This window comes from Streptosporangium sp. NPDC087985 (assembly GCF_044741965.1).
In the GTDB taxonomy this organism is placed as follows: Bacteria; Actinomycetota; Actinomycetes; order Streptosporangiales; family Streptosporangiaceae; genus Streptosporangium.
The window spans coordinates 120,289-147,198 of sequence record NZ_JBIUTQ010000002.1 but is presented as its reverse complement, the minus strand read 5'-3'; the positions used below and the strand labels follow the sequence as shown (position 1 = coordinate 147,198).

Genomic DNA, 26,910 nt, shown 5'->3' with positions numbered 1-26,910 from the left:
GGCACTCCCAAGGCTACCGACGCCCTCACGCGGTCCTTACCTCCCCGTCCCGTCTACAGTCCCACACAGGCCAGCGCCCGCTGGTAGGCCTCCACGCTCCGCTCCGGCTCGTCGATCCGCTCCAGCACCTGCGCGGCGGTCAGCCACCAGTGAGCGGTCTGCCTGGTGGCTGGCGCGCCCTCCAGCCAGCCCGCCACCTCCAGCAGTTCCTGCGAGGCATCCTGCTGCCTGCCCAGTTCGGCAAAGGTCTGACCAGACAGGAGCTTGGCCTCGCCCTGTAGGGCCTGCGGCATACCCTCAAGCATGGCGCAGACGGTTTGGAGGTGCTCTCCGGCCCGCTGGGGATGGGCGAGCAGCAACTCGGCTCGCGCGAGGTTCACCGCGCAGCGCATCTTGTCCATGGGGTTGGCGGAGCTCTCCGAGAGCATGGTCTCCACCCTCACCAGCATGTCCCGCCACGCGGCGGCTTCCATGGGCCGTACAGCCAGCAGGACTTGGGCGTAGTCGCCGCGTAGCCGTCCCAGACGGCTGGATTCGCCGAACTCGGACTGGATGGCGACAGCCCGCTCCGCGTGCTTGACCGCCTCATCCCCGTGCCCGGTCTCCACTCCGACGATCGCGGCTCCCCAGTGCGCCAGCGTGAGGGCGTATGGAGTGCCGAGCAGTTCGGCGGCGGCCAGCAGTTCGGCCACGAAGTATCGGCTGCGGAGCAGGTCTCCGCGTTCGATATAGGCGGCGAGAAGCTGGGTGCCCAGTGCCATCAGCTCGTTGGTCCAGGCCGGTCGCACCGCGTTCCCCAAGATCATCTCTGCGACCTGCACCGCCCGCACCAGGTCACCCTGCTCGCGGTAACAGCGAGAGAGCGCGACGGCCAGGGCGACATGCCGCTCAGGCGACATGTTGGCCGAGTCATCCTGGCGCAGCCTGTTGAGCAGGGCGATCGCTTCCTCCAGATCACCACAGGACTCGGTCGCCAGGGCCAGGCCGTACTCGGCGTCGCCACGGAATTTGGGCAGACCCGCCAAGCGGTCGTCGGCGAGCAGTTCGATGTAGCGAGTGCGCGCCTCGGCGACCTCACCGTTCTCCATCGCCATACGCGCATAGCTCAGAGCGAGCTCGATCTCCTGCATCTGCTCGGCCGTCACCCCGTTGATCAGGTAGGTGAGGGAGCAGTCAAGCTTTTCAGCCAGGAGTTCGAGAACCGCGGGTGTCGGAGTGCGTTTGCCACTCTCGATTAGAGATACGTAACTGTCCGATAATTCTGGATGGGCCAGCTGAGCCTGAGAAAGACCACGTTGCCGGCGGACCATCTTGATGCGCTGTCCAACTAACACTTGACCGGTCACGTTACTCCTTGAAAGATACTCTTGAGCAGCAGAACCCACGATAGGAGTCTCCCCATGCGCCAACGCCTTGCCCTGTCCGCCCTCGCCGTTCTCGTTACGGCCACTATTGCCGCCACAGGCAATGCTATGACCGCCAGCGCCGATTCGTCTGCCCCCGCGCAGACTGTCGCCCAATCTTCTTCCTCCCTTGGGTGGAACTACCCCTGGTAAAGGAAGGCCTGCGCCCAACGCCCGCCCCGCGTCGGAGTGGTGGCGCCGGTCGTAGCCGAGCAGCGCATCAAGCGTCTTGGCCACGGACGAGCGCCACACACTGACGGGAACGGCGACCGGCAACAGCACGTATGCGTCCGCCTCATCGGGATCGCGCACGTGACTAATTTTCTCCAGGCGTTCTCAGAGCAGTGCGGCACGTTGTGAACTCCGAAAGGCCGTCAAATATTCGAACCGCCGCGCCCGGCCCGGCCAGATCTGGATCCTCGGCGGCCCCGCCGCCAACGTTTACATGTCCAGATTCGCGTCCCGCGCGCGGTCAATCATGTCCACTTCGAGAATAGCCCTCCCCGAGTCATTCTTGCCGAACGCGGAACGGACCGCTCAGCCACGGCAAAGAAAGACTCGGATCGGCCCAAGAATTTAAAAATTCGAATATTTGACGGCATTTCGGGGTTCACAACGTGTCACTCAATTAAAGAACACCTGTCCAATTGAGCGAAACACACTTATGCAAGTAAGCGGTCGGAGTGAGATCCGGTCAACCGGGTCAGCCGACCCGGAAGAAGAATAATTGACGCCCGGTCATGTCATGGAGCATCCAGCATGCAACACATGACACCAGGCGCCTCACCTTTGACGAAGGTGTCACCCCAGCACCCGGCGACGGCCCGTCGCACACACGGCCCGTCTTCTGCAACCTCACCATCGGCACCCCTTCCGCCATGGCAGTCACACCCGTATCAACTGAGGTCGCCGCCGCTGTCTCTATGATCGCGGCCATACCTTCGCCTGTTCCGGGCCAGACGCGAGGGGTCACATCAGATGACCCTCTGACTCGCCGCTTCCCGCTCTGGAGGGCCAGCCCATTCAGCAGTGTCTCCACTATGGGCCTCGAATGCGGAGGAGCAGAAATACACTGCCGATTCATTACAGGTTACTGGAGAGCCGGCTCTCATCACTTGAGCCGGAATCCAAATATCATTAACCTGAGCAGCCTGGTCGGAGGCACTTGAGACGGTTTGGGTGAACTGACGTTGGAACTCATCACGTGACCTTTCTGATGCTCGGCAAGGTGGAGGTCCGCGACACCGGCGGCACGACCGTCTCCATCCCGCGCCTTAAACATCGCCAGCTTCTGGCGACGCTTCTCCTCAGGGCCAACACCCCCGTCTCCAACCACCAGCTGATGGAGGCGCTGTGGAATGACAACCCCCCGCCGTCGGCGGAGCGGAACCTCAAGACATACGTTCACACATTACGCAAGCTGCTCTGCCCTGATGATCGGCGCTCGGCCCCCATGGAGACGCAAGCGGACGGATATCTCATTGCCCCTGATCCGGAAGACCTTGACCTGCTGACCTTCCGGGACCGTGTCCGGCGGGGCAGGCGCGCATCCTGGGACGGCGACCTGGGCACCGCCCACCACCACTTCGAACAGGCTCTGGACCTGTGGCGTGGCGAGGCTCTCCTGGACGCCAGGGGAAGCGCGGCTCGGGGCGGGGTCATGATCCCCTGAGGGCCAGGAACAGGTCGACCCGGTCGGTCATCGTGGACAGGTCCCGCCCGGTGAGCTCCTCCACCCGGCGGATGCGGTAGCGGACCGTGTTGACATGCACGTGCAGCCGCTCGGCGCAGGTGTTCCACGAACCCACGCAGTCGAGGAACGTATCGAGCGTCCGCACCAGATCCGACTGGTGGCGCCGGTCGTAGTCGAACAGCGGGTCGAGCATCCTCGCCGCGAACGACCGCCGCACGTCGTCGGGGACGGTGGCCAGCAGCAGCGCGTGCGTGTAGATCTCATCGCTGGTCACGACCGCCCCGCCCCGCGCCTCGGCCAGCCGCCGGGCATGACCCGCCTCCTCCGCGCCACCCCGGATCGCCGACGGGCCGGTCAGCGCGGCGCTCACCCCGATCGACACCCGGAGGCCGGGCAGCCCGGCCGTGAGCGCCCGCGCGTCGGCCCGCAACGTCTCGGCCAGCTCGCCCGCCGTACCGGACAGCGGCACCAGTGCCACCGCCCCGTCCTCCCCCGCCGCGGCCACCACCCGGGGGCGCAGCAGCTCCTCCAGAACCTGACCGCCGAGCGTCGCCGGGTCCGGCCTCCCGGCCGTCCCGGGCCGGGCGACGGTCACGTTCACCACCGAGTACGGCTCGGCCGGGCCGATCCCGCAGGTCCGCAGCCCGGCGTTGAGCTCGGCCGGATCGCTGCCGGCCGAGCGGGCCAGCGCGATCAGCTGCTCGGCGAGACGGCGCTCGACCCGCCTGCCCTCCTCCATCCTGGTCCGCTCCAGGGCGACGCAGGCCGCCAGCTCGAAACCGAGGTCGGCCTCGCCCAGCAGGTCGCCGCCGCAGACCAGTGCCCAGCCCGCGGCGCGGTGCTCGCGGCCCACGCCGAAGATCGTGAAACTCCCCGACGGATCGCGGACCGCGTGCGGCAGCCGGGGCGCGGTCAGATACTCGTGCGCCAGCCGTACGGCGTCGGCCCGGTCGAGGGTTCCGGCGATCACCGTGCCGGTGGCCGAGATGACCGCGCCCGCCATCGCGAGCTCGGTGTCCATCAGCGCGAACAGCTCCGGCAGGCCGGCACCCTCGGCGACCGCCGCGACGATCCTGCGGTGGCGGCCGAGGGCGTCGCGCAGCTCGGTGTGCCGGGGGGTGACCATCTCCGCGACCGTCCGGAAGGAGACCTCGACGGGTACCGTCAGCAGCGGCAGGCCACGCGCACGGCAGGCCCGGACCAGATCCTCGGGCACCGCGCCGAACCAGGCGCTGCCGGCGCCCAGCGCGGCCACCCCCGCCTCGACCAGGCGTCCGACGAACCGTTCGGAGTCCTCGGGCCCGTTGCGCCACATGAGCCCGGACAGGACCAGCTCCCCGCCCGACAGGTAACGCCCGGGATCGGGCAGGTCGGTGACCTGCACGCCGGTGAAGTCACGGTCCAGATGCTCCTCACCGGCAAGCAGGGTGAGCCCGAGCTCCGCTATCCCGACCAGGTCACGTATCCGCATGATTGGATAAAACTACAAGAGCCGTCAACAGCCCCGTCCCAGGTTTCGTCGCGCCCACTATGTTCACCTCTGACCTGGGCTGATGTACTGCTGTGATGAGCGGCACAGAGACGCGGCAGAGCCGGAGCCGGGGCGTCGGCGAGAGTGTGCCGCGCCCCGACGGGACGCTGAAGGTGACGGGCGAGTTCGCCTACTCCTCCGACCTGTACCTCGCGGGCATGATCTGGGGGGTGACGCTGCGCAGCCCGCACCCGTCCGCCTGGATCCGCTCCATCGACGTCGGTCCCGCGCTGGCCATGCCGGGCGTGCTGGCGGTGCTCACCCACGAGGACGTGCCGGGCGAGAAGTTCTACGGCCTGGAGCACAGGGACCAGCCGGTGCTGGCCGTCGACCAGGTCCGCTACCAGGGGGAGCCGGTGGCGCTGGTGGCCGCCGACCATCCCGAGCGGGCCAGGCGGGCGGCCGCGGCGATCGTCGTGGAGTACGAGGTGCGCGAGGCGGTCACCGATCCGCGCCGGGCCGCCTTCGACCCCTCCTGCCCGACGGTCCACGAGCACGGCAACGTGCTGCGTCACCAGCCGGTCCGGGTCGGCTCCCACTTCGAGGCCCCCGTGGTGGTCACCGGGGAGTACGAGGTGGGCATGCAGGACCAGGCCTTCCTCGGCCCGGAGTCCGGCCTGGCTGTACCGGCCGAGGACGGCGGGGTGGACCTGTACGTCGCCACCCAGTGGCTGCACGTGGACCGTGACCAGATCGCGCCCTGCCTCGGGCTGGAGCCGGAGCGGGTACGGCTGTCGCTGGCCGGGGTGGGCGGCGCGTTCGGCGCCCGCGAGGACCTGTCCATGCAGGTGCACGCGTGCATGCTGGCGCTGCGCACGGGCCGCCCCGTGAAGATCGTCTACGGCCGCGAGGAGTCGTTCTTCGGTCACGTGCACCGGCATCCGGCCCGGATGCGCTACGAGCACGGCGCGACCTCCGACGGCAGGCTGGTCTACGTGAAAGCGGAGATCCTGCTCGACGGCGGCGCCTACTGCTCCTCCTCCCCCGCCGTGGTGGGCAACGCCGCCTCGCTCGGAGTGGGCCCGTACGAGGTGGACAACGTCCGGATCGACGCCTACGGCGTCTACACCAACAACCCGCCCTGCGGCGCCATGCGCGGCTTCGGCGCCGTGCAGGCCTGCTACGCCTACGAGTCGCAGATGGACCGGCTGGCCGAGGCGTGCGGTATCTCCCCGGTCGAGGTCCGTATCCGCAACGCGGTCTCCCAGGGCTCCACGCTGGCCACCGGGCAGGTGATCGACACCCCCGCGCCGCTGGCCGACATGCTCCGCGAACTGGCGGCCATGCCGCTGCCCGAGACCGGTGACGGGGGCCTGCTGGACATGCCCGGCGGCGTGTCGCAGACCACCCACGGCGAGGGGGTGCGGCGGGGCGTCGGCTACGGCGTGGGCATCAAGAACATCTGCTTCTCCGAGGGCTTCGACGACTACTCCACCGCCCGGGTCAGGGTCGAGCTGCTCGGCGGCGAGCCGCACGTCCTCGTGCACACCGCGGCGGCGGAGGTCGGCCAGGGCCTGGTGACGCTCCAGGAGCAGATCGCCCGCACCGAGCTGGGCATCGACAGGGTCACGGTCGCCCAGGCCGACACGGCCGTGGGCTCGGCCGGGTCCTCGTCCGCCTCCCGCCAGTCCTACGTCACCGGCGGCGCGGTCAGAGCCGCCTGCGAGGCCGTACGGGAGCGGCTGGCGGAGCTGCGCGCCGGCGGGGCGTCGCTGGTGGAGGCACTGGAGCGGGCCGGCGCGGTCGAGGAGACCCGGGAGTACCGGCACCGGCCGACCTTCCCGCTGGACCCGGTCACCGGCCAGGGCGACTCCCACACCCAGCTCGCACTGTGCGTGCACCGCGCCGTGGTCGACGTGGACACCGAGCTCGGCCTGGTCAAGGTGGTGGAGCTGGCGGCCGTACAGGACGTGGGGAAGATCATGAACCGGCAGGCGCTGGAGGGGCAGATCCACGGTGGCTCCGCGCAGGGACTGGGGCTGGCGCTGATGGAGGAGATCCAGGTCACGGACGGGCGGGTGCTCAACCCCTCCTTCACCGACTACCTGATCCCCACCATCCTCGACATGCCACCCATGCGGGTGTCGATCCTGGAGAACCCCGATCCGCACGCCCCCTACGGCCTGCGCGGCGCGGGCGAACCTCCCACGCTGTCGTCCACCCCGGCCGTGGCCGCCGCCGTACGGGCCGCCACCGGCCTGCCCCTGTCCCGCGTGCCCATCCGTCCCCATGACATCGCGTTGAACGGGTAGGAACCGCTCATCCCCCTCGCACGAGGGGGAGTCATGGATCGGTTCTTCGAGCTGTCGGCACGCGGCTCGACCATGGGCCGGGAGGTCAGGGGCGGTCTGACCACGTTCATGGCCATGGCCTACATCATCCTGCTGAACCCGATCATCCTGGGCGGGGCGGTCGACGTCACCGGGGCGAAGCTGTCGATCCCCCAGCTCACCACGTCGACCATCACCGCCGCGGCGGTGAGCACGATCCTGATCGGGCTGGTGGGCAACGCCCCGTTCGGCGTCGCCGCGGGACTGGGGCTGAACGCGGTGGTCGCCTACCAGGCCGCGCCGCACATGACCTGGGCGCAGGCGATGGGGCTGGTCGTGCTGGAGGGACTGGTGATCGTGCTGCTGGCGGTCTCCGGGGTGCGCCGGCTCATCATGAACTCCATCCCGCTCGCGCTGAAGCACGCGATCAGCGTGGGGATCGGGATGTTCATCACGCTCATCGGGCTGGTGGACGCGGGATTCGTCGCCAAGGGGACGGGGACGCCGGTACAGCTCGGCGCCACGGGGCACCTGAAGGGCTGGCCGGTGGCGCTGTTCTGCTTCGGTCTGCTGCTGGTGATCGTACTGTCCGTGCGCAGGATCCAGGGGGCCATCCTGATCGGCATCGTGGTCACCGCCGTGCTGGCGATCACGGTCAACTCGATCACGGAGATCGCCCCGGCGAGCTGGGGCGTCGTGGTGCCCCGGGTACCGGAGGCGGTGGTGTCGCTGCCGGACGCCGGGCTGATCGGCCAGGTGGACATTCTCGGCGGGTTCACCCGCGCGGGGGCGGTGACGGCGACGGTCGTGCTGTTCACGCTGGTGCTGTCCGGATTCTTCGACGCGATGGGCACGATCATCGGGGTGAGCGACGAGGCAGGCCTGGTGGACGCCGAGGGCCGGGTGCCCCGGCTGGGGACCATCCTGACCGTCGACGGCGTGGCCGGGATGGTCGGCGGGTTCTCCAGTGCCTCGGCCAACACCGTCTTCGTCGAGTCTGCGGCCGGTGTCGGCGAGGGTGCCAGGACCGGCCTGGCCGCCGTGGTCACCGGTGTCATGTTCGTGCTGACCCTGTTCATCACACCGTTGGCGACGGTCGTGCCGGCCGCCGCGGCGGCTCCCGCGCTGGTGCTGGTGGGCGCGCTGATGATGACTCAGGCCAGGAACGTGCCCTGGGAGGATCTGACGCTGGCCATCCCGGCGTTCCTGACGATCGCCCTGATGCCGTTCACCTACAGCATCACCAACGGCGTCGGCGCGGGCGTGATCTCCTACACGGTCATCCAGGCGGCGACCGGCCGGATCCGGAGCATCCCGTGGCTGCTCTGGGTGGTCACGCTGGTCTTCGCGGCGTACTTCGCCATCGAGGGCATCCAGGCGCTGTTCGCCTAGGGTGCGTCATTCCCGGCCGGAACGGTGGTCGCGTCCCGGCCCGGAGCGGACGCGTTGCCGGTGACGGCGGTCCCGGCCGGATCGGTCTTCTCCGGTGAGGTCGCGGGCTGATCGGTCGTCGCGGACTGACCAGAGGGTGGCGTCGTGGATTGGCCAGGGGGTGGCGTCGCCCCGCCCGTGGTTCCGCGCAGCCGGACGACCATGGCGTCCGCCTGTTCCCTGGTGAAGGATCCAGCGATGCTGAGGCTGTCCTCGGTGATCACTTGGGCGACGCGGGGGGCCGCCACCACCCTCTCCCCCACGACAATCGCGATCTGCTGCCTGACCGCCTCCTGGGTCAGGTCGTTGATCTGGTCACGGAAGGCGGGCGCGAACGCGATCCTGACGGAGTAGGCGCCGCTCTTCTCCTGGACCGTCTCGATCTTCCGCACGGCGTTCACGCTGACTCCCGCGGCGAGGGTGTAGCAGGTCTGTCCCTCGTCGTCGGGCACACCGTCGGGGGTCGTGCAGGCACCGGGCTGCGAACCGGTCACCGGGGCGAAGTGGATCGGGGCCGGCAGGTGCTGGGGAGGGGGCGCGCCGAGCGGCACGTCGGGGTTCCTGGTCATGAGCACCGCGAGGGTGCCGAGCACGCCGGTGATCAGTACGACGACGACCAGTGCGACGGTCAGTACGACGGTGGTGACCCGGCTCGCCCTGGGTCCGTCCGGCACGCCGCCACCGGGAACGGCTCCCGGCTGCCCCGGTCCCTGCGGGCTTCCCGGCTGCCCCGGCCCCTGCGGACCTCGTGGCCCCGAGGGAGGTACGGGAGGTGGGGAGTCGTGAGGCTCGGACGGCCCGGAGGGGGGGTCCTGAGGCCCGAGTGGGTCTCCCGGACCCGCGTGCGTCTCCATCGTCATATGTCTACATTCCTCACATCTGCTCGCGGCGATCTTACCGATCGCCGAAAGGAGCGGGTAACCGGCCGGTCAGGCCGTCTCTGCGGGCACGGCGGTTCACCACGGCTGACAGGGTGTCGCCAACCTCTGTTCATTCCTTCCACCTTGCTCATTTTGATCCCTTTCCAGGAGGCGCAGAGTGAAGAAAATACAGGCGCAATCCTGGAGGGGCCGTGAAGATCGCAGTTCCCCGCGAGGTCATGAGCCACGAGTACCGCGTGGCTCTCACTCCCGCCGGAGCCCACGAGTTCGTCCGGCACGGCCATCGGGTCTACATCGAGAAAGACGCCGGTGCCGGGTCCTCGATCACCGACGCCGACTTCCGGAGTGTGGGCGCCACCGTCCTGGAGTCGGCGGACGAGGTGTGGGCCGAGGGCGAGCTGGTGCTGAAGGTCAAGGAACCGGTCCCCGAGGAGTACCACCGGATGCGCAAGGAACAGGTGCTCTTCACCTACCTGCACCTGGCCGCGTCCGAGGCGTGCGCCCGGGCCATGCTCGAATCCGGCATCACCGGCATCGCCTACGAGACCGTGCAGAGCGCGAACGGCTCGCTGCCGCTGCTGGCCCCGATGTCGGAGGTGGCCGGACGGCTCGCCCCGCAGGTGGGGGCCTACCATCTGATGCGGCCCGAAGGCGGCCGAGGCGTACTCATGGGCGGGGTGTCGGGCGTGCACGCGGCCAACGTGGTCGTGATCGGCGCCGGAGTGTCCGGCATGAACGCCGCGGCCATCGCGCTCGGCATGCAGGCCGAGGTGGTACTGCTGGACAGGAACATCGACCGGCTCCGCCAGGCCGACCTCATCTACCAGGGCCACTGCCAGACGGTCGCGTCGAACAGCTACGAGGTCGAGCGCGCGGTCCTGGCCGCGGACCTGGTCATCGGCGCGGTGCTGGTGCCCGGCGCCAAGACGCCCACGCTGGTCAGCGACGAGCTGGTCTCACGGATGCGGCCAGGCTCGGTCCTGGTCGACATCTCCATCGACCAGGGCGGCTGCTTCGAGAGCTCCCGGCCGACCACCCATGACGAGCCGACCTACCGGGTACACGACTCGATCTTCTACTGCGTGGCCAACATGCCGGGCGCGGTCCCGCACACCTCGACGTACGCGCTGACCAACGTGACCTTGCCCTATGCCCTGGCAATCGCCGATCTGGGCTGGCGCGAGGCGCTGAGAGGCGACCCCGCGCTGGCCCTCGGCCTGAACACGCACGAGGGGCGCCTGACCAACCTGCCCGTGGCTGAGGCCCACGGGCAGGAGGCGGTGCCCCTGGAGCAGGTGCTGGACTAGGTGGTCACCCGGCCGGTACGGCGTGCGTCCGGCACACGCCGTACCGGCGACGTCAGGAACTCGGCGTGACCTCGGGCGACGGAGTCGTGTCCGGCTTCATGTCCGGGGCCGTGGACGAGCCCGGCGCGTCCGTCGGAGCGTCCGTCGGGGTCTCCGTGGGGATCGGGGCCTCGGCGGTGGTGGTGGTCACGCCACCGCTACAGGAGGCGCCGAACTCGGGAGTCTCCGCGCTGTTGTTCCTGTACTTGGCGATGTACTTGGGCAGGCGCGGGTCGTCGGCGCTGTCCAGCTTGAGCTGCTTGTTCCAGGAGCTGGCCACCACCTTTGCGGGCAGCCCCGGGTACGGGCTCAGGAGCATGTAGTCCTTGGAGGCCAGCTCCTTCAGTCTGTCCACCTGGTCCTTGGGCAGGTCCGGCTGGTAGGTGATCCACACGGCGCCGTGCTCCATCGCGTGGACGGCGTTCTCGCTGTTGATCGGCTGGTCGTAGATGCCGCAGCTCTGCCAGGCGGGGTTGTGCTCGCCGCCCATCGGCGGGTTTTCCTTGTAGCTCACCGTGGTCTGGACGTGCTGGCCGCCGGTGTACTTGGCACTCGCGACGGCGTCCAGCGAGCTTGTCGCCCGCTCGTTGACCAGGTAGAAGCCGACCAGCCCGACGAGCAGAACGATGACGGCCCCTCCGGCGCCCCACATCAGGAACGCGGTCCGGCGCTCCTTGCGCTTCTGTTCCTGGCGCATCCGGGCGAGGTGTTCCCGTCTCGCCTGTGCCTTTTTCTCCGTCATCGACCCTCCAGCCGGGAACCAATTTCGGGTCACACTATGCCCTACTGGTGTATGTGAGGAATAAACGAGTCGTAACGGGTGATAGAGCAATGATTCCTGACAGTGGGTACTCTGGTCGTGCGATGGAAACGCTTCCCCGTGACGTCCCGGATCCCAGGCGCCGTATGGTGCTCGGCCTGCTGCTCGGCTGTCTGGCCGTGGCGACCGTCCTGTTCCTGATCGTCGGCAGGGCTGCGGCCCCGACCGACGCCTCGGCGGAGGCGGGGTTCGCCCGCGACATGGCCGTCCACCACGCCCAGGCCGTCGAGATGTCCTTCACCGTCAGAGACGGCAGCAAGGACGAGACTCTGCGGCGGCTCGCCTACGACATCATCGTCACGCAGTCCGCCCAGCGCGGGATCTTCATGGGCTGGCTCCAGCAGTGGGGGCTCAACCAGTCGACCGAGCGACCGCCGATGGCATGGATGGCCGGTCACGGCCACGGTGGAACGGCCGGAGCGCCTGGCCCGATGCCCGGCATGGCCAGCGACGACGAGCTCAGAAAGCTCCACGAGGCCACCGGCCAGGACCAGGAGATCCTCTTCCTGCAGCTCATGATCCGCCACCACGAGGGCGGCGTGCAGATGGCCGAGGGTCTGCTGAAACTGTCGGACCGCGACGAGGTGACCACGATGGCGAGGCACACGGTCAACGGTCAGACCGGGGAGATCAATCTGATGACCGACATGCTGAGACAGCGCGGCGCCCAGCCGCTGCCTTCCATCCTGTAATAGCGTCGGCGCGTCCCTGCACGGCCGGTCTCCGGTCAGGGCAGCATGGAGCCAACCTGGCCGGAGGAGACAGAAGGACAATGGTGAACGACGAGCCCGAGAACCGCCTGGAGGTGAGCATCTCCGCCGAGGTCGAAGCGGGCCAGTACGCCAACTTCGCCTCTGTCTGGCACACCGAGGACGGCTTCGTCCTGGACTTCGCGGTGATCACCAGACCACCCCAGCTCGCCAACGACCCCTCCTCCGGACAGCACTTCGTCAGCGTGCCGACCCGGATCGTCAGCCGGATCCGCATCCCTCCGAACCAGGTGTTCGAGCTGATGAAGGCCTTGGAGCAGCAGCTCACCGCCTACGAGAACGAGACGGGTCGCAAGAACTGACCCGGAGGCCGTGTCCTCCGGGTCACACGGCCTCCTTCAGGGCAGGCCGATCGCCTGACGGGCGGCGGCCACCAGGCCGGCGCTGCGCTCGGCTGCCTGCGCCGCCCCGGCGGCCAGCAGCCGCGACAGCTCGGCCTGGTCTGCCGACAGCTCGGCGTGACGCTCCTGGATGGGCCGCAGCCTCTCCACCACCGCCTCGGCCGTGTCCCGCTTGAGCGCGCCGTAGCTCTCGTAGGCGAGCGACCCGACCGGCTGCCCGGAACAGGCCGCGAGCAGGGTGAGCAGGTTGGAGACGCCGGGCTTCTCCCGAGGGTCGTAACGGACCTCGCTGCCGGAGTCCGTCACCGCGCGCATGATCTTGCGGCGGACGTCGGCGGGCGGGTCGAGCAAATAGAGCGTCCCGGCGGCCGAGCCGTCGGACTTGCCCATCTTCGAGGTGGGCGCGGTCAGGTCCATGACCCTGGCGGCGACCTGCGGGTGCAGGGCCTCGGGCACCGTGAACGTCTCGCCGTAGAGACGGTTGAACCGCAGGGCGAGGTCACGGGTGAGCTCGACGTGCTGGCGCTGGTCCTCCCCCACGGGGACGGACTGCACCCGGTGCAGCAGGATGTCGGCGGCCATCAGCGCGGGATAGGTGAGCAGCGAGAGCCGCACCTCCTCCTGCCCGGCGGACTTCTCCTTGAACTGGATCATCCGCCGCATCTCGCCGAAGTAGGCGGTGCTCTCCAGCAGGTAGGCCAGTTCGGTGTGCGCGGGCACCTGGGACTGGACGTAGACCAGCGACCGGTCCAGGCCGCAGGCCAGCAGCAGGGTCGCCGCCTCCCGGGTGCGGGCGCGCAGCCGCTCCGGGTCGTGCCTGACGGTCAGGGCGTGCAGGTCGGCGACCGCGTAGACGCAGTCGGCCTCGTCCTGGAGCTGCACGGCGGGCAGGATCGCGCCGAGAAGGTTGCCGAGCGTGAGGTGGCCGGTGGGTTTGAACGCCGAGAAGACGCGCTTGGTCATGGTCACTCCTGGGTGGGAAGGGACCGCCGCGCGCCGGGCCGTACGCAACGCGAAACGGCCGCCGGTTCACGGCGGCCGTCTGGTTGCGCAGTCTGGACTGGCTAGCGGGTCCGCCGATGGGCGGCCCGCCACAGACCCAGACTGTGCTTGTTCATGCCCGGAAGCTTAGCTCCTCCGCCACCGCGGCGGCAAAGGCGTCCACATCGGCCTCGGTGGTGTCGAAGGCGGTCATCCAGCGGACCTCGCCGGTGGCCTCGTTCCAGGTGTAGAAGCGGAAGCGCTTCTGCAGGCGCTCGGTCACGTCCCGCGGCAGGATCGCGAAGACCGCGTTGGCCTGCACCGGACGCGGGACCTCGACGCCGGGGATCTCCCGGACGGCGGCGGCCAGCCGCTGGGCCATGGCGTTGGCGTTGCGGGCGTTGCGCAGCCACAGGTCGCCCGCGAGCAGCGCCTCGAACTGGACCGAGACGAACCGCATCTTGGAGGCGAGCTGCATCGCGCTCTTACGCAGGTAACGCAGGCCGCGCACGGCGTCGGGGTTGAGCACCACGACGGCCTCGCCGAACATCAGCCCGGCCTTGGTACCGCCGAAGGACAGCACGTCCACGCCCGCGTCCGTGGTGAACGCGCGCAGCGGCACGTCCAGCGCGGCGGCCGCGTTGGTGACGCGGGCACCGTCGAGGTGGACGAGCATGCCCAGCTCGTGGGCGTGGTCGCAGATCACCTTGATCTCGGCCGGGGTGTAGAGCGTGCCCAGCTCGGTGGTCTGGGTGATCGAGACGACCTTGGGCTGGGCCCGGTGCTCGTCACCGAAGCCCCACGCCTGCCTGTCGATCAGTTCGGGGGTCAGCTTGCCGTCCGGGGTGGGCACGGGCAGCAGCTTGAGCCCCGCCGACCGCTCCGGCGCCCCGCCCTCGTCTGTGTGGATGTGCGCCGACTCGGCGCAGACCACCGCCTCCCAGTGCGCGGTCATCGCGCGGAGCGCGACCACGTTGGCGCCGGTGCCGTTGAACATCGGCCAGGCCTCGGCCGCGGGGCCGAAGTGCTCCCTGAAGACCTCCTGCAGCGCCTGGGTGTAGACGTCGTCGCCGTAGGAGGTCTGGTGCCCTTCGTTGGCGAGCGCGATCGCCTGGAGGATCTCCGGGTGCACCCCGGCGTAGTTGTCGCTGGCGAAACCCTTCACCAGCGGGTCGTGCCTGCGGATCGCGTCCGTCACTTTTTCCCCTCAGCGAGGCGGCCCGGCGGTGTGGGTAGCCGGCCGCTGTTGTACCTGTCGTCGCACCCGCGGGCGAGCCGTCGCGCGGTCGCCTCACCCGCGGGTGAGCTGTCGTTCCTGTCACCTCACCCGCGGGTGAGGTCGATCCTGGTGCCGTTGGCGTCGGTGTCCCAGAGGCCGTCGATCGCCTCGGCGAGGTCGTCGACGTCGGTGAAGCCGGGGAACTTCCGCTCCGGGTTCGCCGCGCGCATGGCCTCGTTCACCAGCGCCTTGACCACCAGGATATTCGCCGTCGAGCCGGTGCCCTCCAGGGCGTCGGCGAAGGCCAGGGTCCAGGCCTCGGAGGCGGCCTTGGCGGTGCCGTAGGCCGCGTTACCCTGGGTGGGGCGCTCGGCCGCCTTGGCGGAGACGATGGCGAACCGGCCCCGCTCGGACGCCTTGAGCAGCGGCTCGAAGGCGAGCGTGACGTGCTGGAGGGTGCGGACCAGAAGATCGTGCAGCAGGTCCCAGTCTTCCAGCCTGGTCTCGGCGAAGGTCGCGGAGCCGCGCCAGCCGCCGACCAGATGCACGAGCCCGTCCACCCTGCCGTGCTCGGCCTCGACATCCCGGGCGAGCTGCTTCACGGCGTCGAAGTCGAGCAGGTCGACCGCCAGCGTGCCGTCGGCACCGGACTTGTCGACACCGATGACCGTGTGTCCCTTGTCCGTGAAGCGGCGGACGACGGCCTGGCCCGCGGGGCCTGCCGCACCGGCAACAACGATGATCATGCTCGGATACCCTTCGTGGAGTCAACGACATCGACGAGCTTACGGCGCAGGGCCTCGTAGAACATGCTCAGGGGGAACTCGTCGGGCAGCACCGCGTCCACCACGGCCTTCGGGAACCCCTCCACCGGCAGCGCGTCCACACCGCGGGCCCACACCGAGGCGGGGTGCGGCGCCACGTAGGCCGCGACGAGCTGGTGCGCGGCCAGCCAGTGGGCGAGCTTGGAGCGGTCGATGCCGTCCCGGTAGAGCTTCTCCACCTCGACCCGCAGGTCGGCGACACCGTCGGCGAGCCGGGTCCAGTCGACGCTCAGCCGGTTGTCGGTCCACCGGACAATGTCGTTGCGGTGCAGGTAGGCGAAGAGCAACTGCCCGCCGAGCCCGTCGTAGTTGCGGACCCGGTCACCGGTGATCGCGAAGCGGAAGATCCTGTCGAAGAGGACCGCGATCTGGACGTAGCGGGCGTGCGGCACGCCCTCCTTCTCCAGCTTCACGGCCTCGCCGAACGCGGTGAGGTCGCAGCGGAGCTCCTCCAGGGAGTACAGCCAGTACGGCATGCGCTGCTTGATCATGAACGGGTCGAAGGGCAGGTCGCCGTGGCTGTGAGTGCGGTCGTGGATCAGGTCCCAGAGCACGAAGGTGTCCTGGGCCAGCTCCTGCGACTCGATCAGCCGGGTGGCGTCCGGCGGCAGCGCCAGCTTGAGCGTCTCCGCGGCTGCCCTGCTCACCGCGCGGAACCGGGCCGCCTCGCGGTCGCAGAAGATGCCGCCCCAGGTGAAGCGGGACGGGGTCTGGCGGACGGCGACGGTCTCGGGGAAGAGCACCGCGGAGTTGGTGTCGTAGCCGGAGGTGAAGTCCTCGAAGGCGATCGGCACGAACAGCGGGTTGTCGTAGCGGGTGTTCTCCAGCTCGGCCAGCCACTCGGGCCAGACGGTGCGGATCCAGACGGCCTCGATGTAGCGGAAGGTGGTGCCGTTCTGGGTGTACATCGGGAAGACGACCAGGTGCTCCAGGCCGTCGATCCGCTGGGTGTCGGGGTGGAAGGCGTTGAGCGAGTCCAGGAAGTCGGGCATGCCCAGGCCGTCCTCGACCCACCTGCGGAAGTCGGCGACCACCGCGTCGAGGTAGGCCTCGTCGTGCGGGAAGCGGGGGGCGAGCCGTACGACATGGCCGACGATCTCGGAGACCAGCCTGGCCGCCTCGTCGCGGTCGCCCTCGATCGAGCCGTCCTTGGCCTGCAGCGGCTTGAGCGCCTCGACGGCGTCCTTGAGCCCCTGGAAGGCCTCGCGGGCCTCCGACTCCCCGGCGGCCGCCGCCGGGGCGGGGACGCGCGCGGCCCAGGTGATCAGGTTGCCCCAGAGCGCGGCGTGGTCGTAGTCGCCGATGGAGTCGTCGCCGAACAGGTCGGAGTCGGCCACGACCACGACGCGGCCCCTGCCGTGCTGTACGGCCACCGCCAGCGGGCGGCCGGCCGGGTCTGCGGTGGGCGACGTCCGGAACAGGACGGTCGCGTCCTCGGGGGCGGTGAGCACTCCGGCGCGGTAGAAGCACGCGCGGCGGGCTCCGGAGAGAAGGTCCTGCTCGCCGATGTCGCCGGGGGAACCCAGGACCCAGGAGGCCACGCCGTTGTGGGCGCTCCGGGGGTCCTGGACGGTGGTGTGCTCGACGCCGACGCCGAAGCGGGCGAGCAGCTCGTCGAGGTTGCTGCCGTACTTCTCCTGCTCGCACTCGGCCAGCACGACCAGGCCGCCGCCGCCGCTGACGTAGCCCTCGATCGCGTCGAGCTCCTCGACGGAGAGAACGGGGCTGCCCAGGCCGGTGGTGCGCTCCCAGCGGTCGGCCGAGGGGTGCGCGATCACGAAGACGTCGGCCGCGCTCAGCAGAGTGGAAATGATCGGACCCTCGGTGTGCGCGGTCACGGTGTGACCGAGGCGGCGCAGGAGGTCCGCGGCCCGCGCGTAGCTGTTGTCGTCGGGATGCCCGGGATTCATCGTCTCGGCAACGTCCCGCCGGATGGTCCACGACTCGTTGTGTGCCTCGTCGAACAGCACGCGCGGGAAAGCTCTCACGACAAATCCTCCCCCAGATGGGATCCAATGACGGAAAATATACACAATCCGTCCAAATATAGGCACATCCCTTACGGGATCATCGAGGTAAGACCGAGGATCTTCCTGGGAGTCGGACCGGGGCAGAGAGATCGTCCGCGGTGCCGGTTGATCCGGCCGGGCGTGGTGACCGCCTCCCCCAGGATGGATCCGGGCGGCCTCCGCAATCACCTGGGGATCCAGAAGGGGGCGTGCCGGGACTCAGCGCGGGGAGCGAGGGAGGGCCTGCCCGGGTTCCACGATCGACCGGTACAGCTCCGGCCGCCGATCGGCGTGTACGTCGTTGTTCTCGCTGATGCGCTTGTTCCGGGCGTCGCCGAGCCGGCACTCGGCGATCACCAGGCCCTCGTCATAGGCGGGGCGAGGCCCGGCGAGGAGGAAGCCGTCGGCGTCGGTGACGACCGAGCCGCCGACCCAGGCGACGCCGCGCTCGGGTCCGGCCCGGTCACAGACGGCGACGAACATGCGATTCACCGAGGCGTTCGCCTGCACCCGTACCACCTCGACAGGGCGCTCCCCAGCGGGACGCGGGGACAGCGGCCAGTTCGTGGGAGCGCAGAGCAGATCGGCGCCGCGGAGCGCCACGGTGCGGACCCACTCGGGGAACCTCAGGTCGTAGCAGACCAGGACGCCGACCCGGCCGACCGGCGTTTCGATCACCGGCGGCAGCTCGTCACCGGGGACGAAGACGGCCTTCTCCGTGTCCCACAGGTGGGCCTTGCGGTACACGGCCCGCACGCCGCTCTCGTCGACGAGGACGGCGGAGTTACGTACGAGCCCGTCCTCGTCGCGCTCGCACAGCCCGCCCACCAGGATCAGGCCGTGCCGCCGCGCGGCGGCGCCCCAGCCCTCGACGGTGGGACCGTCCAGCGGCTCGGCGAGTTCTCCCGCCTCCTCCGCGTCGCGGAACATGTATCCGCTGTTGGCCAGTTCGGGGAGGACCACGACCCGGGCGCCGGCCGCCGCGGCGCGTTCGACGGCCTGCCGGGCGGCGGCGCGGTTGCCCTCCGGGTCCCCCACGGTGAGAGCGAGCTGGCAGCAGGCGACTGTGGTCAGAGGCATCTGGCTCATCCCGCCTGCGTCGGTGCCACGGACGGGTCGGCGCCGTCCAGCGCACTGGCCACGGGACCGGTGGAGAAGGAAGTGGAGAAGAAGGGGACCATCGCGACCATGCCCACAATGTAGGCCCCTGGCCGCCCACTCCCCATCTGGCGTCCCGTCGTGCCGCCCGTACGTTCACGCGTCTCCGTCACCGAGCGCGGTAGCCGGGGCGCGGGAGTCCGCAACACCTCTCAGGGTTGACGCCCCTCGGTCCGTCGCCTCATTATGAATACTCGTTCATGAACAGCCGTTCATAACAGAGATCGAATGGACGCCGGGGCCGACGAGATGGTCCGGCGCCCGGGGACGAGTGCGGGAGGAAACAGATGCACTCCATCGTCAACACCGAGCAGGCCGATGCGTGGAACGGCTACGAGGGCAACCACTGGGCCGATCACCAGGACCGCTACGACGCCGTGAACAGCGGGTTCAACGACTACCTGCTGGAGGCCGCCGTCGTCGGCGAGCGGGACCGGCTGCTGGACGTCGGCTGCGGCAACGGACAGGTGACGCGGCTGGCCGCCCGGCGGGCGCGGCTCGGACACGCCACCGGGATCGACCTGTCGGCGCCGATGCTCCAGCGGGCGCGGGCCACCGCGGCCGGCGAGGGGATCACCAACGTGACCTTCGAGCAGGGCGACGCCCAGATCCATCCCTTCCCCGCCGCCGGCTTCGACGTGGCCGTCAGCCGGTTCGGGATCATGTTCTTCGCCGATCCGGTCGCCGCGTTCGCCAACATCGGCCGCGCGCTGCGGCCGGGGGGACGTCTGGCCTTCCTGTCCATGCGGGAGATGAGCCACCACGACCTGGGCGGCGTCTTCGCGGCGATGGCCGAGCACCTCCCGCAGCGGCTGGTCTTCACGGAGCCCGGTGGTCCCGGGCCGGAGTCACTGGCCGATCCGGCCCATATCCAGGAGGTGCTCACCGGCGCGGGATTCGAGAAGGTGACCTCGACTGCCGTCGACGCCCCTCAGGTATGGGGCCGCAACGCCGAGGACGCGGGGGATTTCCTCGGCGCATGGGGGCCCGTGCGCTTCCTGCTCGACCAGGTGGACCAGGCGGCCGCCACCCGGGCGCGGGACGCGCTCACCGCGGCGCTGCGCCCCTACGAGGAGCCCGACGCCGTACGGCTGCGCGGCGCCGCCTTGCTGGTCACCGCCGTCCGTCCCTGACCGCCCAGTCACCGCCATCCGTCCGACCGACCGCCCGGTCACCACCGTCCGCCGCTGATTCCCGGCCACCGCCTACGATGCAAGGTGATGTCACCGAGAAAAGCAGCCGTCCTGCGTGACGGCGGCGGCCAGAGTCTGCGCGAGCACCTGGTCGCCGCCGCCGAACGCCTCATATCCCGGCGTGGCACCGCCGGGCTCACCGTGCGCGACATCGCCCGGGAGGCCCAGGTCGCCGACGGGGTGCTCTACAACCACTTCGCGGGCAAGGAGGAACTCCTCGCGCTCGCCCTGCACGCCCACGTCAGAACCGTCGAGCGCGAGCTGGGCGAGCTGCCCGCAGAGGCGGGTAGCGGCACCGTCGCGGACAACCTGCGCGCCTACGTCACCTACGGCCTGGCGCTGCACACCGCCATCCTGCCCGCCTTCGCGGGGCTGCTGTCCCAGCCGGAGGTCCTCAGCCTGCTGACCGGCATGCCCAGCCCCGCCGGGAAGGGGCGCGGGCTGAAGGCGGACCTGACCGCATACCTCCGTACCGAGAAGGACCTCGGCCGCCTCGCCCCGGAGGTCAACGCCGAAGCCGCCGCGACGATGATCATCGGCGCCTGCCACGAACTGGTCCTGCCCTACCTGTTCCACGGTTCCGCCCCGGCCGCCCTGGAGGTCCCGTCCGGCTTCGTCGACGACCTGGTCACCACCGTCATGAACGGCATCGGCCCGCTCCGGGCCTGACCACGCCCGACTCGTACGCGAACACCACCGCCTGAGCCCGATCCCGCAGGTGGAGCTTCATCAGCACCCGCGCCACATGGGTCTTGACCGTGGCCTCGCCGACGGACAGCCCGCCCGCGATCTCGGCGTTGGTGAGGCCCCGGGCCAGGAACCGCAACACCTCCAGCTCGCGCGGGGTGAGGTCGGCGAGCCGCGGCGAGGGCACGGGGTCGTGACGGCCGGCGAAGGAGGCGATGACCCGGGTGGTGACGGCCGGGTCGAGCAGAGCCTCGCCGCCGACGACGACGCGGAGGGCCTCCACGAGCTGCTCGGGCGGTGACACCTTGAGCAGGAACCCGCTGATCCCGGCGCGGAGCGCGGCGTAGAGGTTCTCGTCGGTGTCGAAGGTGGTGAGCATGACGACCTTCGGCGGGTCCGGCCAGCCGAGCAGTTGCCTGGCCGCGGCGAGACCGTCCATGCGCGGCATGGAGATGTCCATCAGCACGATGTCCGGCCGGGTACGGCGGGCCAAGGTGACGGCTTCCAGCCCGTCGGCCGCCTCCCCCACCACCTCCATGCCGGGCTCCCTCTCCACGACGAGCTTCAACCCGGCACGGACCATCGCCTGGTCGTCGGCGATCACGATGCGGATGCTCACTTCTTCTCCTCGCCCAGCGGGTGATCGGCCCGTTCACAGGGTCGCCCTGTCATCGGCTCATCCGAGCCGCCCGTCCGCGGACACCTCACCGGACACCGGTGGGGTGACGTGGACACGCCGCCGGGCGGGGAGGAAGGGAACCGTCATGCGGGGAGGGTAAGCCTTCGACCCCTCGTTGCCTATAGGACAGACCCCCCGGGCAGGCCGGTTGCAAGTAGGCCGCAAGTCACGACGTCTGGAACGACACGCTCCGCACGAGCCGGTTCGCGAGCGCGTCGTCACACCTGCTGGGCGCGCAGAAGTAGATCATGAGAGCGGGCTCGCCCGGCCGTTCCACGGCCCATCCCCTGAAGTCGAGCCGGCCCCCGCGCTGCGGGTCCGTGATCGACCCCTCCAGCCGTACGGCGGGCTTGCCGCCCACACGCACCTGGACCACCTCGGAGTAGACGTTGACCGCGCCGGGCAGCGAGGACTGCAGGGTCTCCTGGAGCTGCTGGGCGCCGCCACGGGGATCGAGGGTGGCCAGGGTCTGCGCGTAGACACCGGTGGCCTTCTCCGGCGCGTCCCTGATGATCTCGTTGACGGCCGCCCAGTCAGCGGTGACCGGTGTGCCGAACAGCGCGTCGAACTCTTCCACCTTCGGCGAGGCCACCACGAACACGTCCGCGTGCGGGCGCAGGGTCCAGTCACCGGGATGGTCGAAGGCGATCGGCACGGCGGTCGAGCCCTCGTAGGACACCCAGGTGTCGCCGCCCCGCAGGACCATCGCGAGCACCGCCACCAACGCGATGATCACCGCGATCGCCACTCCCGCGCCGACGAGGATGCCCTTGCCGCCGGACCTGGGCTCCTTCTTCCTCTTCTTCTCCGCCTGTGCGGCCGGGGGGTTCTGGGCGAGCTGGTAGGGCTGGCCGCTGATCGCGTCACGGAGCTCGGCGATGAACTGCGTGCAGGTGTCGTAACGCTGCTCGGGCGACTTGGCCAGCGCCCGCATCATGACGCCGTCGACCTCCAGCGGGAGCTCGGGCCGGAGCGTGCTGATCGGGGTGGGCGCCTCGGCCAGGTGGGCCCAGAGCAGTGCGATCTCGTTGTCGCGCTGGAACGGCAGCCGCCCGGTCAGCGCCTCGTAGACCACGCAGGCCAGGCCGTACTGGTCGCAGCGGCCGTCGATGCGCTCCTTGTTGATCTGCTCGGGGGACATGTAGCGAGGGGTGCCGATGAACTGGTCGGTCTGGGTCAGCCCGGAGATCGAGGTGCGGTGCTTGGTGATGCCGAAGTCGGTGAGGTAGGCGTGGTCGCCCTCGGTGTGACCGGCGATCAGGATGTTGGCGGGCTTGACGTCACGGTGGATCAGGTCGTGCGCGTGCGCGGTGTCCAGCGCGGCGGCCACCTGAGCGAAGATCCTGTTGACCTGGCTGATCGGCATCGGCCCCCGGTCGTAGAAGAGGCGGCGCAGGTCGGGGCCGTCGACGTAGCGCATCGCGATGTAGAGCGTTCCGTCTGCCGCCGAGTCGGCCTCGTAGATCGGGATGATGTTGGGGTGGTCCATGCTCGCGACCGTCCGCGACTCCAGGACGAAGCGCTGGCGGAAACGGTCGTCCTCGCCCAGCAGCGGATTGAGGATCTTCAACGCCACCTTGCGGTTGAGCCGGGGGTCCACCGCGAGGTAGACCACGGCCATGCCGCCCTTACCGATGATGTCCTCGACGTGGTAACCGGCCACCTCCTGCCCGATCAGGGCCCGCTCGTTCACGACCGTCACCCCTCGGAGGGGTGGCCGCAGAAACCACAGAAGCGGTGTGCGGGGCCCAGCCGCATCCCGCAGGCGGTGCAGTACTTCTGGGCGGCCGGGTCCGCGGGCCGGGCACCGGTATGCCCCTGTGCGGGCGGATCCGCGGGCTTGGCGCCGGGATCTCGCGCGACCAGCAGGGGCTGTCCCGGCGAGGTGGGGGACGTCCGGGGCAGGGCGGGGAACGACCGGCCGACCACGACCGTCGGGGCGGCCCCCTCCTCGGCCGGCGTGTGCCGCAGCGTGGGCGCCACGCCCGGGATCGGCACGGGGGTGTCTCCCGGCCGGGTGCCCTCGGTGGGACTGCCGCCGGGACGGGTGCTCATGGATGGCCCCCCCGCGGGCTCCGGCGAGGACCTGCGCCTCCAGAGCAGCAGCGCGGCGGCCACCACGGCCACCACCAGCACGCCGCCGGCTACCAGGAACGTCCACAGCGGCGGCCCGGCGCCCCCGGTGGCACCGGCGGCGGCGTCCGTCTTCCTGGCCCCCTCGTCCTCGGCGGTGCCGCGCTTCTGCTGGGACGTCTTCAGGTGCGCCGCCGCCACGGTGTGCCCGGGATACAGGTCCAGGACCCGCTGGAAGGCGGGTACGGCGTCGCCGTAGTACTTGGTGTGGAATCGGGTCAGCGCCTGTTCGAAGGCCGCGTCGATCGGGCCGCGCCTGGGCGTGACCTTCGCCTCGGCCAGCGCCCTGGTGATCTCCTGAATGCCGATCATCCGGCCGTCCTTGCCGCCGCCGGTCAGCAGCCCAATGACCTCGCCCTTCTTGTCCTCGATCACCGGGCCGCCGAGCAGCCCCCTGTCGACGAGGGCGCCGAGCTTCTCCGGTTCGTTGGCCTTGCCCTGGGGGTCCTTGAACTGCCGCCCGTTCTCACCGGCGACTTCCGCGCGCAGGTGCGCGATGTCCACGGTCTCGGGCAGGTTGGCGGCGGGCCGTCCGGTGAACCCGGCGACCGCCACCGGCGAGCCGTCCTTGTCGGGCACCGTGTCCGCGAGCGGCGCCGTGGGCAGGCCCGCGCTGCCGTCGGCGCGCCCGATGGGCACCAGCACCGCGGGGCCGTCGGGCCGGGAGTCGGCGCGGACGATCTCGGCCTTGAACCCTTCCTTGTCGGGAGGGGAGATGTTGGGGAAGACGTGGATCTCGGTGGTCACGTCGATGATGCAGGTCGCCGTGGGCTGTTTGGGCGGGTAGCACTCCTGCAGGTGATGGTTGAGCAGGTCGTTCTTGACCGTGTGCCGCTCGAAGTCGTCGGGGATCTTGACCTTGTAGTGCTCGGCGAAGATCTTGTTGGCGGCGTACACCTCGACTTTCCTGTCGGTCTTGACCACCCGGGTGAGGGTGACGATGCCGCCCTCGGGGTTGATCACCGTCCCGGTGCCGCTGCCGATCGACACCTCGTAGCTCCGCTCCACGTGGACCAGCTCGCCGATGTGGTCCAGCAGGGTGATGTCGACGTGCGCCTTCGCCTCGATCCGGACGACGGCGGGGGTCACCAGATCGGTGATCCCGCTGGGATGCTCGTGCGCCATGGCGGGGGGCATCACGGCGACCGCCAGCACGAGGCCGCCAAAGATCGTCAGAGCAGAGCCGAATCGCCGCATCGCCACTCCAAAGGGGGATAAGGACCAGCGTGGCAACCGTAGTGCAGATGTCAATAGAACAATGGACAGACAAGTGATTACCGGAGAGACAACCTGCGATTCTCCGGCGGCCAGACGGCACCGCCGCATTCACAAATACGAAATTTACGCACGAAAAGGACGGATCGGTCCAGAGAATGCGGGCAACGGCTCCCCGTCAGCCGCGCGGGCGCAGTAGCGCGGCGGGATCGAAGGAGACCTCGAACGGCGCGAACAGCGTCGCCACCTGCCCCGCAGGGTGCTTGGCCGCGGGCTTGTAGTCGTCACCGGCGAGCTCGTGGACATGGAGGGAGGGACCGTCGCCGAGCTCGATCCGCCAGTACAGCGGAATGCCCGCCGCCGCGTAGGCCGACCTCTTCATGTGCCTGTCGCGCATCTGACTGGTCGGGCTGACTAATTCGACGGCCAGCAGGATATCGTCCGGCGCGAACATCAACTCCGTGTCCTCCACGACCTCCGCCCGCACCACGACAAGATCGGGAATGAAGAAGTCACGGGGCCCCACCCGGAGATTCGCCTCCGGCAGCGGTTCGAACTCCGGCGGCGCGGCGTCTTCGAGAATTCTCAGAAGACGGGCGATCGCACGTTGGTGCAGGGGGGTAGGAGAGGGACTCACCAGCAGGCTCCCGTTGAAGAGCTCATAACGGTTCCCGTCGTCGGGGAACGTGAGCAGGTCGTCGACGGTGAACGGCGGCTCCCCTTGGAGAACCGTCCGCCTGGTCGTCGGCTCCGTCGTCGCCATCGCGGTCACCTGCTCAGTATCGGGAGTCTGGCCCTCGCTCACATGCTACTTCCCGCAATTCCCTGACTCAGGGTAGTCGATACATCACGATTTCCCCAGTCACGGGCGCCTCTGCGTACGGCGGCGTGGACGGCGCGGGCGATGCGGGCACCCCAGACCGACCGGGGACCGCCGAAGAGTTCCTCGGGGCCGTCGTCGGGCACGGCCACGCAGACCGCGTCGGAGGCCGTGCCCGTGCACGGGAAACCGGCCTCCAGTAACGCCTGGGCCTTGGCCTCGGTCACCGTCATGACCGCGTTGACCAGGGCGGCGTCGGTCATCGCGACCGGCACGACGACGACGATGTTGATCGTCCCGGGCAGGTACATCGGCGCGAGCTCGGGGTCGGCGACGCCGTCGGGGGCCGCGGCCCAGGTGGGGACGCGCAGGCCGACGGTCGCCACCGCCTCCACTCCCCCGTCTGCCGCCCGGGTGAACCGGTCGACCGAGGCCGCGGTCAGCATGCCGACCCCGGGACCGGGCGGGGCCATCTCCAGCAGGTGGTCCACCGGGTCCATCCGCGAGTAGCCGCCGGCCACCTGGGCGTTGAGCACCCACTCCGCCGGGCCGATGCCGCCGCCGACCATCGCCGAGGAGATCGCCCGCCGGCCGGGGCCGAACTCCCACAGCAGCGAGGCCAGCCGGGCCCCGTCCTCCTGACGGTGACTCAGCTTCACGGGGGACTCCACTCGGGTGTCGGCCGGGCCGGCGAGCCCCGGCCTCATGGGCGTTCCAGATGGACCTCGGGCCTGCCTCCGGAGCCGGTCCCGACGCGGACGCGGGCGTCGAAGTGCTCACCGATCAGTCTCTCCGTGAGCACCTCGGCCGGGGCGCCCGAAGCCGCCACCCGGCCTCCGGCGATCAGCATCATCGAGTCGGCGTACTGGCCGGCGAGGCTCAGGTCGTGCAGGGTCGTGACCACGGTCAGCCCGTCGGCCAGGCGGAGCCGGTCGAGGAGTTCCAGGACCTGCTGCTGGTGCCCCAGGTCCAGGGCGGTGGTGGGCTCGTCGAGCAGGAGCACGGGAGCCTGCTGGACCAGCGCCCTGGCGAGCACGACGCGCTGGCGCTCGCCTCCGGAGAGGTGGCCGAGCGTGCGGGAGGCGAACGACGCCAGGTCGAGCCGGTCCAGCACCGACGCGGTCACCTCGCGGTCATGGCGGCTCTCCCTGCCCAGATAGGAGATGTACGGCGTGCGGCCCAGCAGGGCGTAGTCGAACACGGTCATGTCGACGGGGAGCGCCGGGGCCTGCGGGGCGTAGGCGAGCAGCCGGGCCCGGTCCCTGGGCCTGAGCCTGCGGGCGGGGGTGCCGTCGATGAGCACCTCGCCGGAGCACGGCAGCACCCCGGCGACCGCCCTGAGCAGCGTGGACTTGCCTGCGCCGTTGGCCCCGATGATCGCCAGCCAGTCACCGCCGCGCACCTGGAAGTCGACGCCTGACAGCACGGTCCGCGTCTCCAGGGCGACGGTGAGGTCCCGCACCCTGAGGTGGCTCACCCGGTCTCCCCGCTCTGGGTTCCCGGGGC

23 protein-coding genes are annotated in these 26,910 nt (G+C 69.7%); 8 read left to right on the top strand and 15 right to left on the bottom strand.

The window, feature by feature from the left end:
• Positions 1 to 53: 53 nt before the first annotated feature.
• Positions 54 to 1,334: a helix-turn-helix domain-containing protein gene (locus tag ACIN94_RS05850; RefSeq protein WP_400701644.1), complete on the bottom strand. Its 1,281-nt coding sequence runs from the start codon at positions 1,332 to 1,334 to the stop codon at positions 54 to 56.
• A 1,273-nt stretch (positions 1,335 to 2,607) separates the two neighbouring features.
• On the opposite strand from ACIN94_RS05850, the gene ACIN94_RS05845 reads away from it, so the two are divergent.
• The gene (locus ACIN94_RS05845) at positions 2,608 to 3,075 is read left to right on the top strand and encodes a winged helix-turn-helix domain-containing protein (protein WP_400700220.1); all 468 of its coding nucleotides are present in this window, start codon (positions 2,608 to 2,610) and stop codon (positions 3,073 to 3,075) included.
• Here ACIN94_RS05845 and ACIN94_RS05840 read toward each other — a convergent pair.
• Positions 3,062 to 4,567, bottom strand: coding sequence for a PucR family transcriptional regulator (locus ACIN94_RS05840; RefSeq protein ID WP_400700218.1), 1,506 nt, complete (start codon positions 4,565 to 4,567; stop codon positions 3,062 to 3,064). The genes ACIN94_RS05845 and ACIN94_RS05840 overlap by 14 nt on opposite strands.
• A 95-nt stretch (positions 4,568 to 4,662) precedes the next feature.
• Between ACIN94_RS05840 and ACIN94_RS05835 the strand changes: the two genes are divergently transcribed.
• Together ACIN94_RS05835 and ACIN94_RS05830 are read left to right on the top strand one after the other, a co-directional pair.
• The gene (locus ACIN94_RS05835; RefSeq protein ID WP_400700216.1) at positions 4,663 to 6,879 is read left to right on the top strand and encodes a xanthine dehydrogenase family protein molybdopterin-binding subunit; all 2,217 of its coding nucleotides are present in this window, start codon (positions 4,663 to 4,665) and stop codon (positions 6,877 to 6,879) included.
• A 33-nt stretch (positions 6,880 to 6,912) separates the two neighbouring features.
• Entirely contained in the window at positions 6,913 to 8,289 is a 1,377-nt protein-coding gene (locus ACIN94_RS05830) for an NCS2 family permease (protein WP_400700214.1), read from the top strand.
• Here the strand turns inward: ACIN94_RS05830 and ACIN94_RS05825 are convergent.
• Positions 8,286 to 9,002 (bottom strand): SecDF P1 head subdomain-containing protein, encoded by a 717-nt coding sequence (locus ACIN94_RS05825; protein ID WP_400700212.1) that lies wholly within the window; start codon positions 9,000 to 9,002, stop codon positions 8,286 to 8,288. The genes ACIN94_RS05830 and ACIN94_RS05825 overlap by 4 nt on opposite strands.
• A 398-nt stretch (positions 9,003 to 9,400) precedes the next feature.
• On the opposite strand from ACIN94_RS05825, the gene ald reads away from it, so the two are divergent.
• Complete coding sequence (gene ald, locus ACIN94_RS05820) at positions 9,401 to 10,516, top strand: alanine dehydrogenase (RefSeq protein WP_400700210.1); 1,116 nt, start codon at positions 9,401 to 9,403, stop codon at positions 10,514 to 10,516.
• A 52-nt stretch (positions 10,517 to 10,568) separates the two neighbouring features.
• Here the strand turns inward: ald and ACIN94_RS05815 are convergent, their stop codons facing one another.
• Positions 10,569 to 11,297: a DUF3105 domain-containing protein gene (locus ACIN94_RS05815; protein WP_400700208.1), complete on the bottom strand. Its 729-nt coding sequence runs from the start codon at positions 11,295 to 11,297 to the stop codon at positions 10,569 to 10,571.
• 122 nt (positions 11,298 to 11,419) lie between these two features.
• On the opposite strand from ACIN94_RS05815, the gene ACIN94_RS05810 reads away from it, so the two are divergent.
• Together ACIN94_RS05810 and ACIN94_RS05805 are read left to right on the top strand one after the other, a co-directional pair.
• Positions 11,420 to 12,067, top strand: coding sequence for a DUF305 domain-containing protein (locus tag ACIN94_RS05810; RefSeq protein WP_400700206.1), 648 nt, complete (start codon positions 11,420 to 11,422; stop codon positions 12,065 to 12,067).
• A gap of 80 nt (positions 12,068 to 12,147) precedes the next feature.
• Positions 12,148 to 12,447: a DUF3467 domain-containing protein gene (locus tag ACIN94_RS05805; RefSeq protein ID WP_400700204.1), complete on the top strand. Its 300-nt coding sequence runs from the start codon at positions 12,148 to 12,150 to the stop codon at positions 12,445 to 12,447.
• A gap of 36 nt (positions 12,448 to 12,483) precedes the next feature.
• Here ACIN94_RS05805 and trpS read toward each other — a convergent pair whose 3' ends face one another.
• The 5 genes from trpS to ACIN94_RS05780 all read right to left on the bottom strand — a co-directional run bounded on the left by trpS (position 12,484) and on the right by ACIN94_RS05780 (position 18,599).
• Positions 12,484 to 13,449: a tryptophan--tRNA ligase gene (gene trpS, locus ACIN94_RS05800; RefSeq protein ID WP_400700202.1), complete on the bottom strand. Its 966-nt coding sequence runs from the start codon at positions 13,447 to 13,449 to the stop codon at positions 12,484 to 12,486.
• Positions 13,450 to 13,600: 151 nt separating this feature from the next.
• On the bottom strand, positions 13,601 to 14,665 hold the full coding sequence (locus tag ACIN94_RS05795) for a threonine aldolase family protein (RefSeq protein WP_400700200.1): 1,065 nt from the start codon (positions 14,663 to 14,665) through the stop codon (positions 13,601 to 13,603).
• Positions 14,666 to 14,790: 125 nt separating this feature from the next.
• A complete protein-coding gene (locus tag ACIN94_RS05790; protein ID WP_400700198.1) occupies positions 14,791 to 15,432 on the bottom strand; it encodes an SDR family NAD(P)-dependent oxidoreductase in 642 nt (213 codons plus the stop codon).
• Complete coding sequence (locus ACIN94_RS05785; RefSeq protein ID WP_400700196.1) at positions 15,429 to 17,498, bottom strand: DUF6421 family protein; 2,070 nt, start codon at positions 17,496 to 17,498, stop codon at positions 15,429 to 15,431. The genes ACIN94_RS05790 and ACIN94_RS05785 overlap by 4 nt, the downstream gene beginning before the upstream one ends.
• Positions 17,499 to 17,738: 240 nt before the next feature.
• Positions 17,739 to 18,599, bottom strand: a complete 861-nt coding sequence (locus ACIN94_RS05780; RefSeq protein WP_400700194.1) for a nitrilase-related carbon-nitrogen hydrolase — start codon at positions 18,597 to 18,599, stop codon at positions 17,739 to 17,741.
• Between the two features lie 365 nt (positions 18,600 to 18,964).
• On the opposite strand from ACIN94_RS05780, the gene ACIN94_RS05775 reads away from it, so the two are divergent.
• Together ACIN94_RS05775 and ACIN94_RS05770 are read left to right on the top strand one after the other, a co-directional pair.
• Positions 18,965 to 19,810, top strand: coding sequence for a class I SAM-dependent methyltransferase (locus ACIN94_RS05775; RefSeq protein ID WP_400700192.1), 846 nt, complete (start codon positions 18,965 to 18,967; stop codon positions 19,808 to 19,810).
• Positions 19,811 to 19,897: 87 nt separating this feature from the next.
• On the top strand, positions 19,898 to 20,539 hold the full coding sequence (locus ACIN94_RS05770) for a TetR/AcrR family transcriptional regulator (protein WP_400700190.1): 642 nt from the start codon (positions 19,898 to 19,900) through the stop codon (positions 20,537 to 20,539).
• On the opposite strand, the gene ACIN94_RS05765 is transcribed toward ACIN94_RS05770, so the two are convergent.
• From ACIN94_RS05765 to ACIN94_RS05740, 6 genes are all read right to left on the bottom strand, one after another.
• Positions 20,508 to 21,176, bottom strand: a complete 669-nt coding sequence (locus ACIN94_RS05765; protein WP_400700188.1) for a response regulator — start codon at positions 21,174 to 21,176, stop codon at positions 20,508 to 20,510. The two genes, ACIN94_RS05770 and ACIN94_RS05765, sit on opposite strands and share 32 nt — an antisense overlap.
• A gap of 226 nt (positions 21,177 to 21,402) precedes the next feature.
• The gene (locus ACIN94_RS05760) at positions 21,403 to 22,929 is read right to left on the bottom strand and encodes a serine/threonine protein kinase (RefSeq protein WP_400700186.1); all 1,527 of its coding nucleotides are present in this window, start codon (positions 22,927 to 22,929) and stop codon (positions 21,403 to 21,405) included.
• 5 nt (positions 22,930 to 22,934) lie between these two features.
• Positions 22,935 to 24,566 carry a trypsin-like peptidase domain-containing protein gene (locus ACIN94_RS05755; RefSeq protein WP_400700184.1) on the bottom strand — a complete coding sequence of 544 codons (1,632 nt, stop codon included), beginning with the start codon at positions 24,564 to 24,566 and terminating at the stop codon, positions 22,935 to 22,937.
• 196 nt (positions 24,567 to 24,762) lie between these two features.
• On the bottom strand, positions 24,763 to 25,347 hold the full coding sequence (locus ACIN94_RS05750) for a Uma2 family endonuclease (protein WP_400700182.1): 585 nt from the start codon (positions 25,345 to 25,347) through the stop codon (positions 24,763 to 24,765).
• A gap of 38 nt (positions 25,348 to 25,385) precedes the next feature.
• A complete protein-coding gene (locus tag ACIN94_RS05745) occupies positions 25,386 to 26,111 on the bottom strand; it encodes an adenosylcobinamide amidohydrolase (RefSeq protein ID WP_400700180.1) in 726 nt (241 codons plus the stop codon).
• Positions 26,108 to 26,881: an ABC transporter ATP-binding protein gene (locus tag ACIN94_RS05740; protein ID WP_400700178.1), complete on the bottom strand. Its 774-nt coding sequence runs from the start codon at positions 26,879 to 26,881 to the stop codon at positions 26,108 to 26,110. Before ACIN94_RS05740 ends, ACIN94_RS05745 begins: the two co-directional genes overlap by 4 nt.
• Positions 26,882 to 26,910: the final 29 nt, after the last annotated feature.

Excerpts from the sequence above, each read along its gene's own strand:
- ACIN94_RS05840 (WP_400700218.1), bottom strand. The coding sequence starts at position 4,567 with ATGCGGATACGTGACCTGGTCGGGATAGCGGAGCTCGGGCTCACCCTG.
- ACIN94_RS05835 (WP_400700216.1), top strand. The coding sequence starts at position 4,663 with ATGAGCGGCACAGAGACGCGGCAGAGCCGGAGCCGGGGCGTCGGCGAG.
- ACIN94_RS05830 (WP_400700214.1), top strand. The coding sequence starts at position 6,913 with ATGGATCGGTTCTTCGAGCTGTCGGCACGCGGCTCGACCATGGGCCGG.
- ACIN94_RS05815 (WP_400700208.1), bottom strand. The coding sequence starts at position 11,297 with ATGACGGAGAAAAAGGCACAGGCGAGACGGGAACACCTCGCCCGGATG.
- ACIN94_RS05810 (WP_400700206.1), top strand. The coding sequence starts at position 11,420 with ATGGAAACGCTTCCCCGTGACGTCCCGGATCCCAGGCGCCGTATGGTG.
- ACIN94_RS05805 (WP_400700204.1), top strand. The coding sequence starts at position 12,148 with ATGGTGAACGACGAGCCCGAGAACCGCCTGGAGGTGAGCATCTCCGCC.
- trpS (WP_400700202.1), bottom strand. The coding sequence starts at position 13,449 with ATGACCAAGCGCGTCTTCTCGGCGTTCAAACCCACCGGCCACCTCACG.
- ACIN94_RS05790 (WP_400700198.1), bottom strand. The coding sequence starts at position 15,432 with ATGATCATCGTTGTTGCCGGTGCGGCAGGCCCCGCGGGCCAGGCCGTC.
- ACIN94_RS05780 (WP_400700194.1), bottom strand. The coding sequence starts at position 18,599 with ATGCCTCTGACCACAGTCGCCTGCTGCCAGCTCGCTCTCACCGTGGGG.
- ACIN94_RS05775 (WP_400700192.1), top strand. The coding sequence starts at position 18,965 with ATGCACTCCATCGTCAACACCGAGCAGGCCGATGCGTGGAACGGCTAC.
- ACIN94_RS05770 (WP_400700190.1), top strand. The coding sequence starts at position 19,898 with ATGTCACCGAGAAAAGCAGCCGTCCTGCGTGACGGCGGCGGCCAGAGT.
- ACIN94_RS05755 (WP_400700184.1), bottom strand. The coding sequence starts at position 24,566 with ATGCGGCGATTCGGCTCTGCTCTGACGATCTTTGGCGGCCTCGTGCTG.
- ACIN94_RS05750 (WP_400700182.1), bottom strand. The coding sequence starts at position 25,347 with ATGGCGACGACGGAGCCGACGACCAGGCGGACGGTTCTCCAAGGGGAG.
- ACIN94_RS05745 (WP_400700180.1), bottom strand. The coding sequence starts at position 26,111 with ATGAGGCCGGGGCTCGCCGGCCCGGCCGACACCCGAGTGGAGTCCCCC.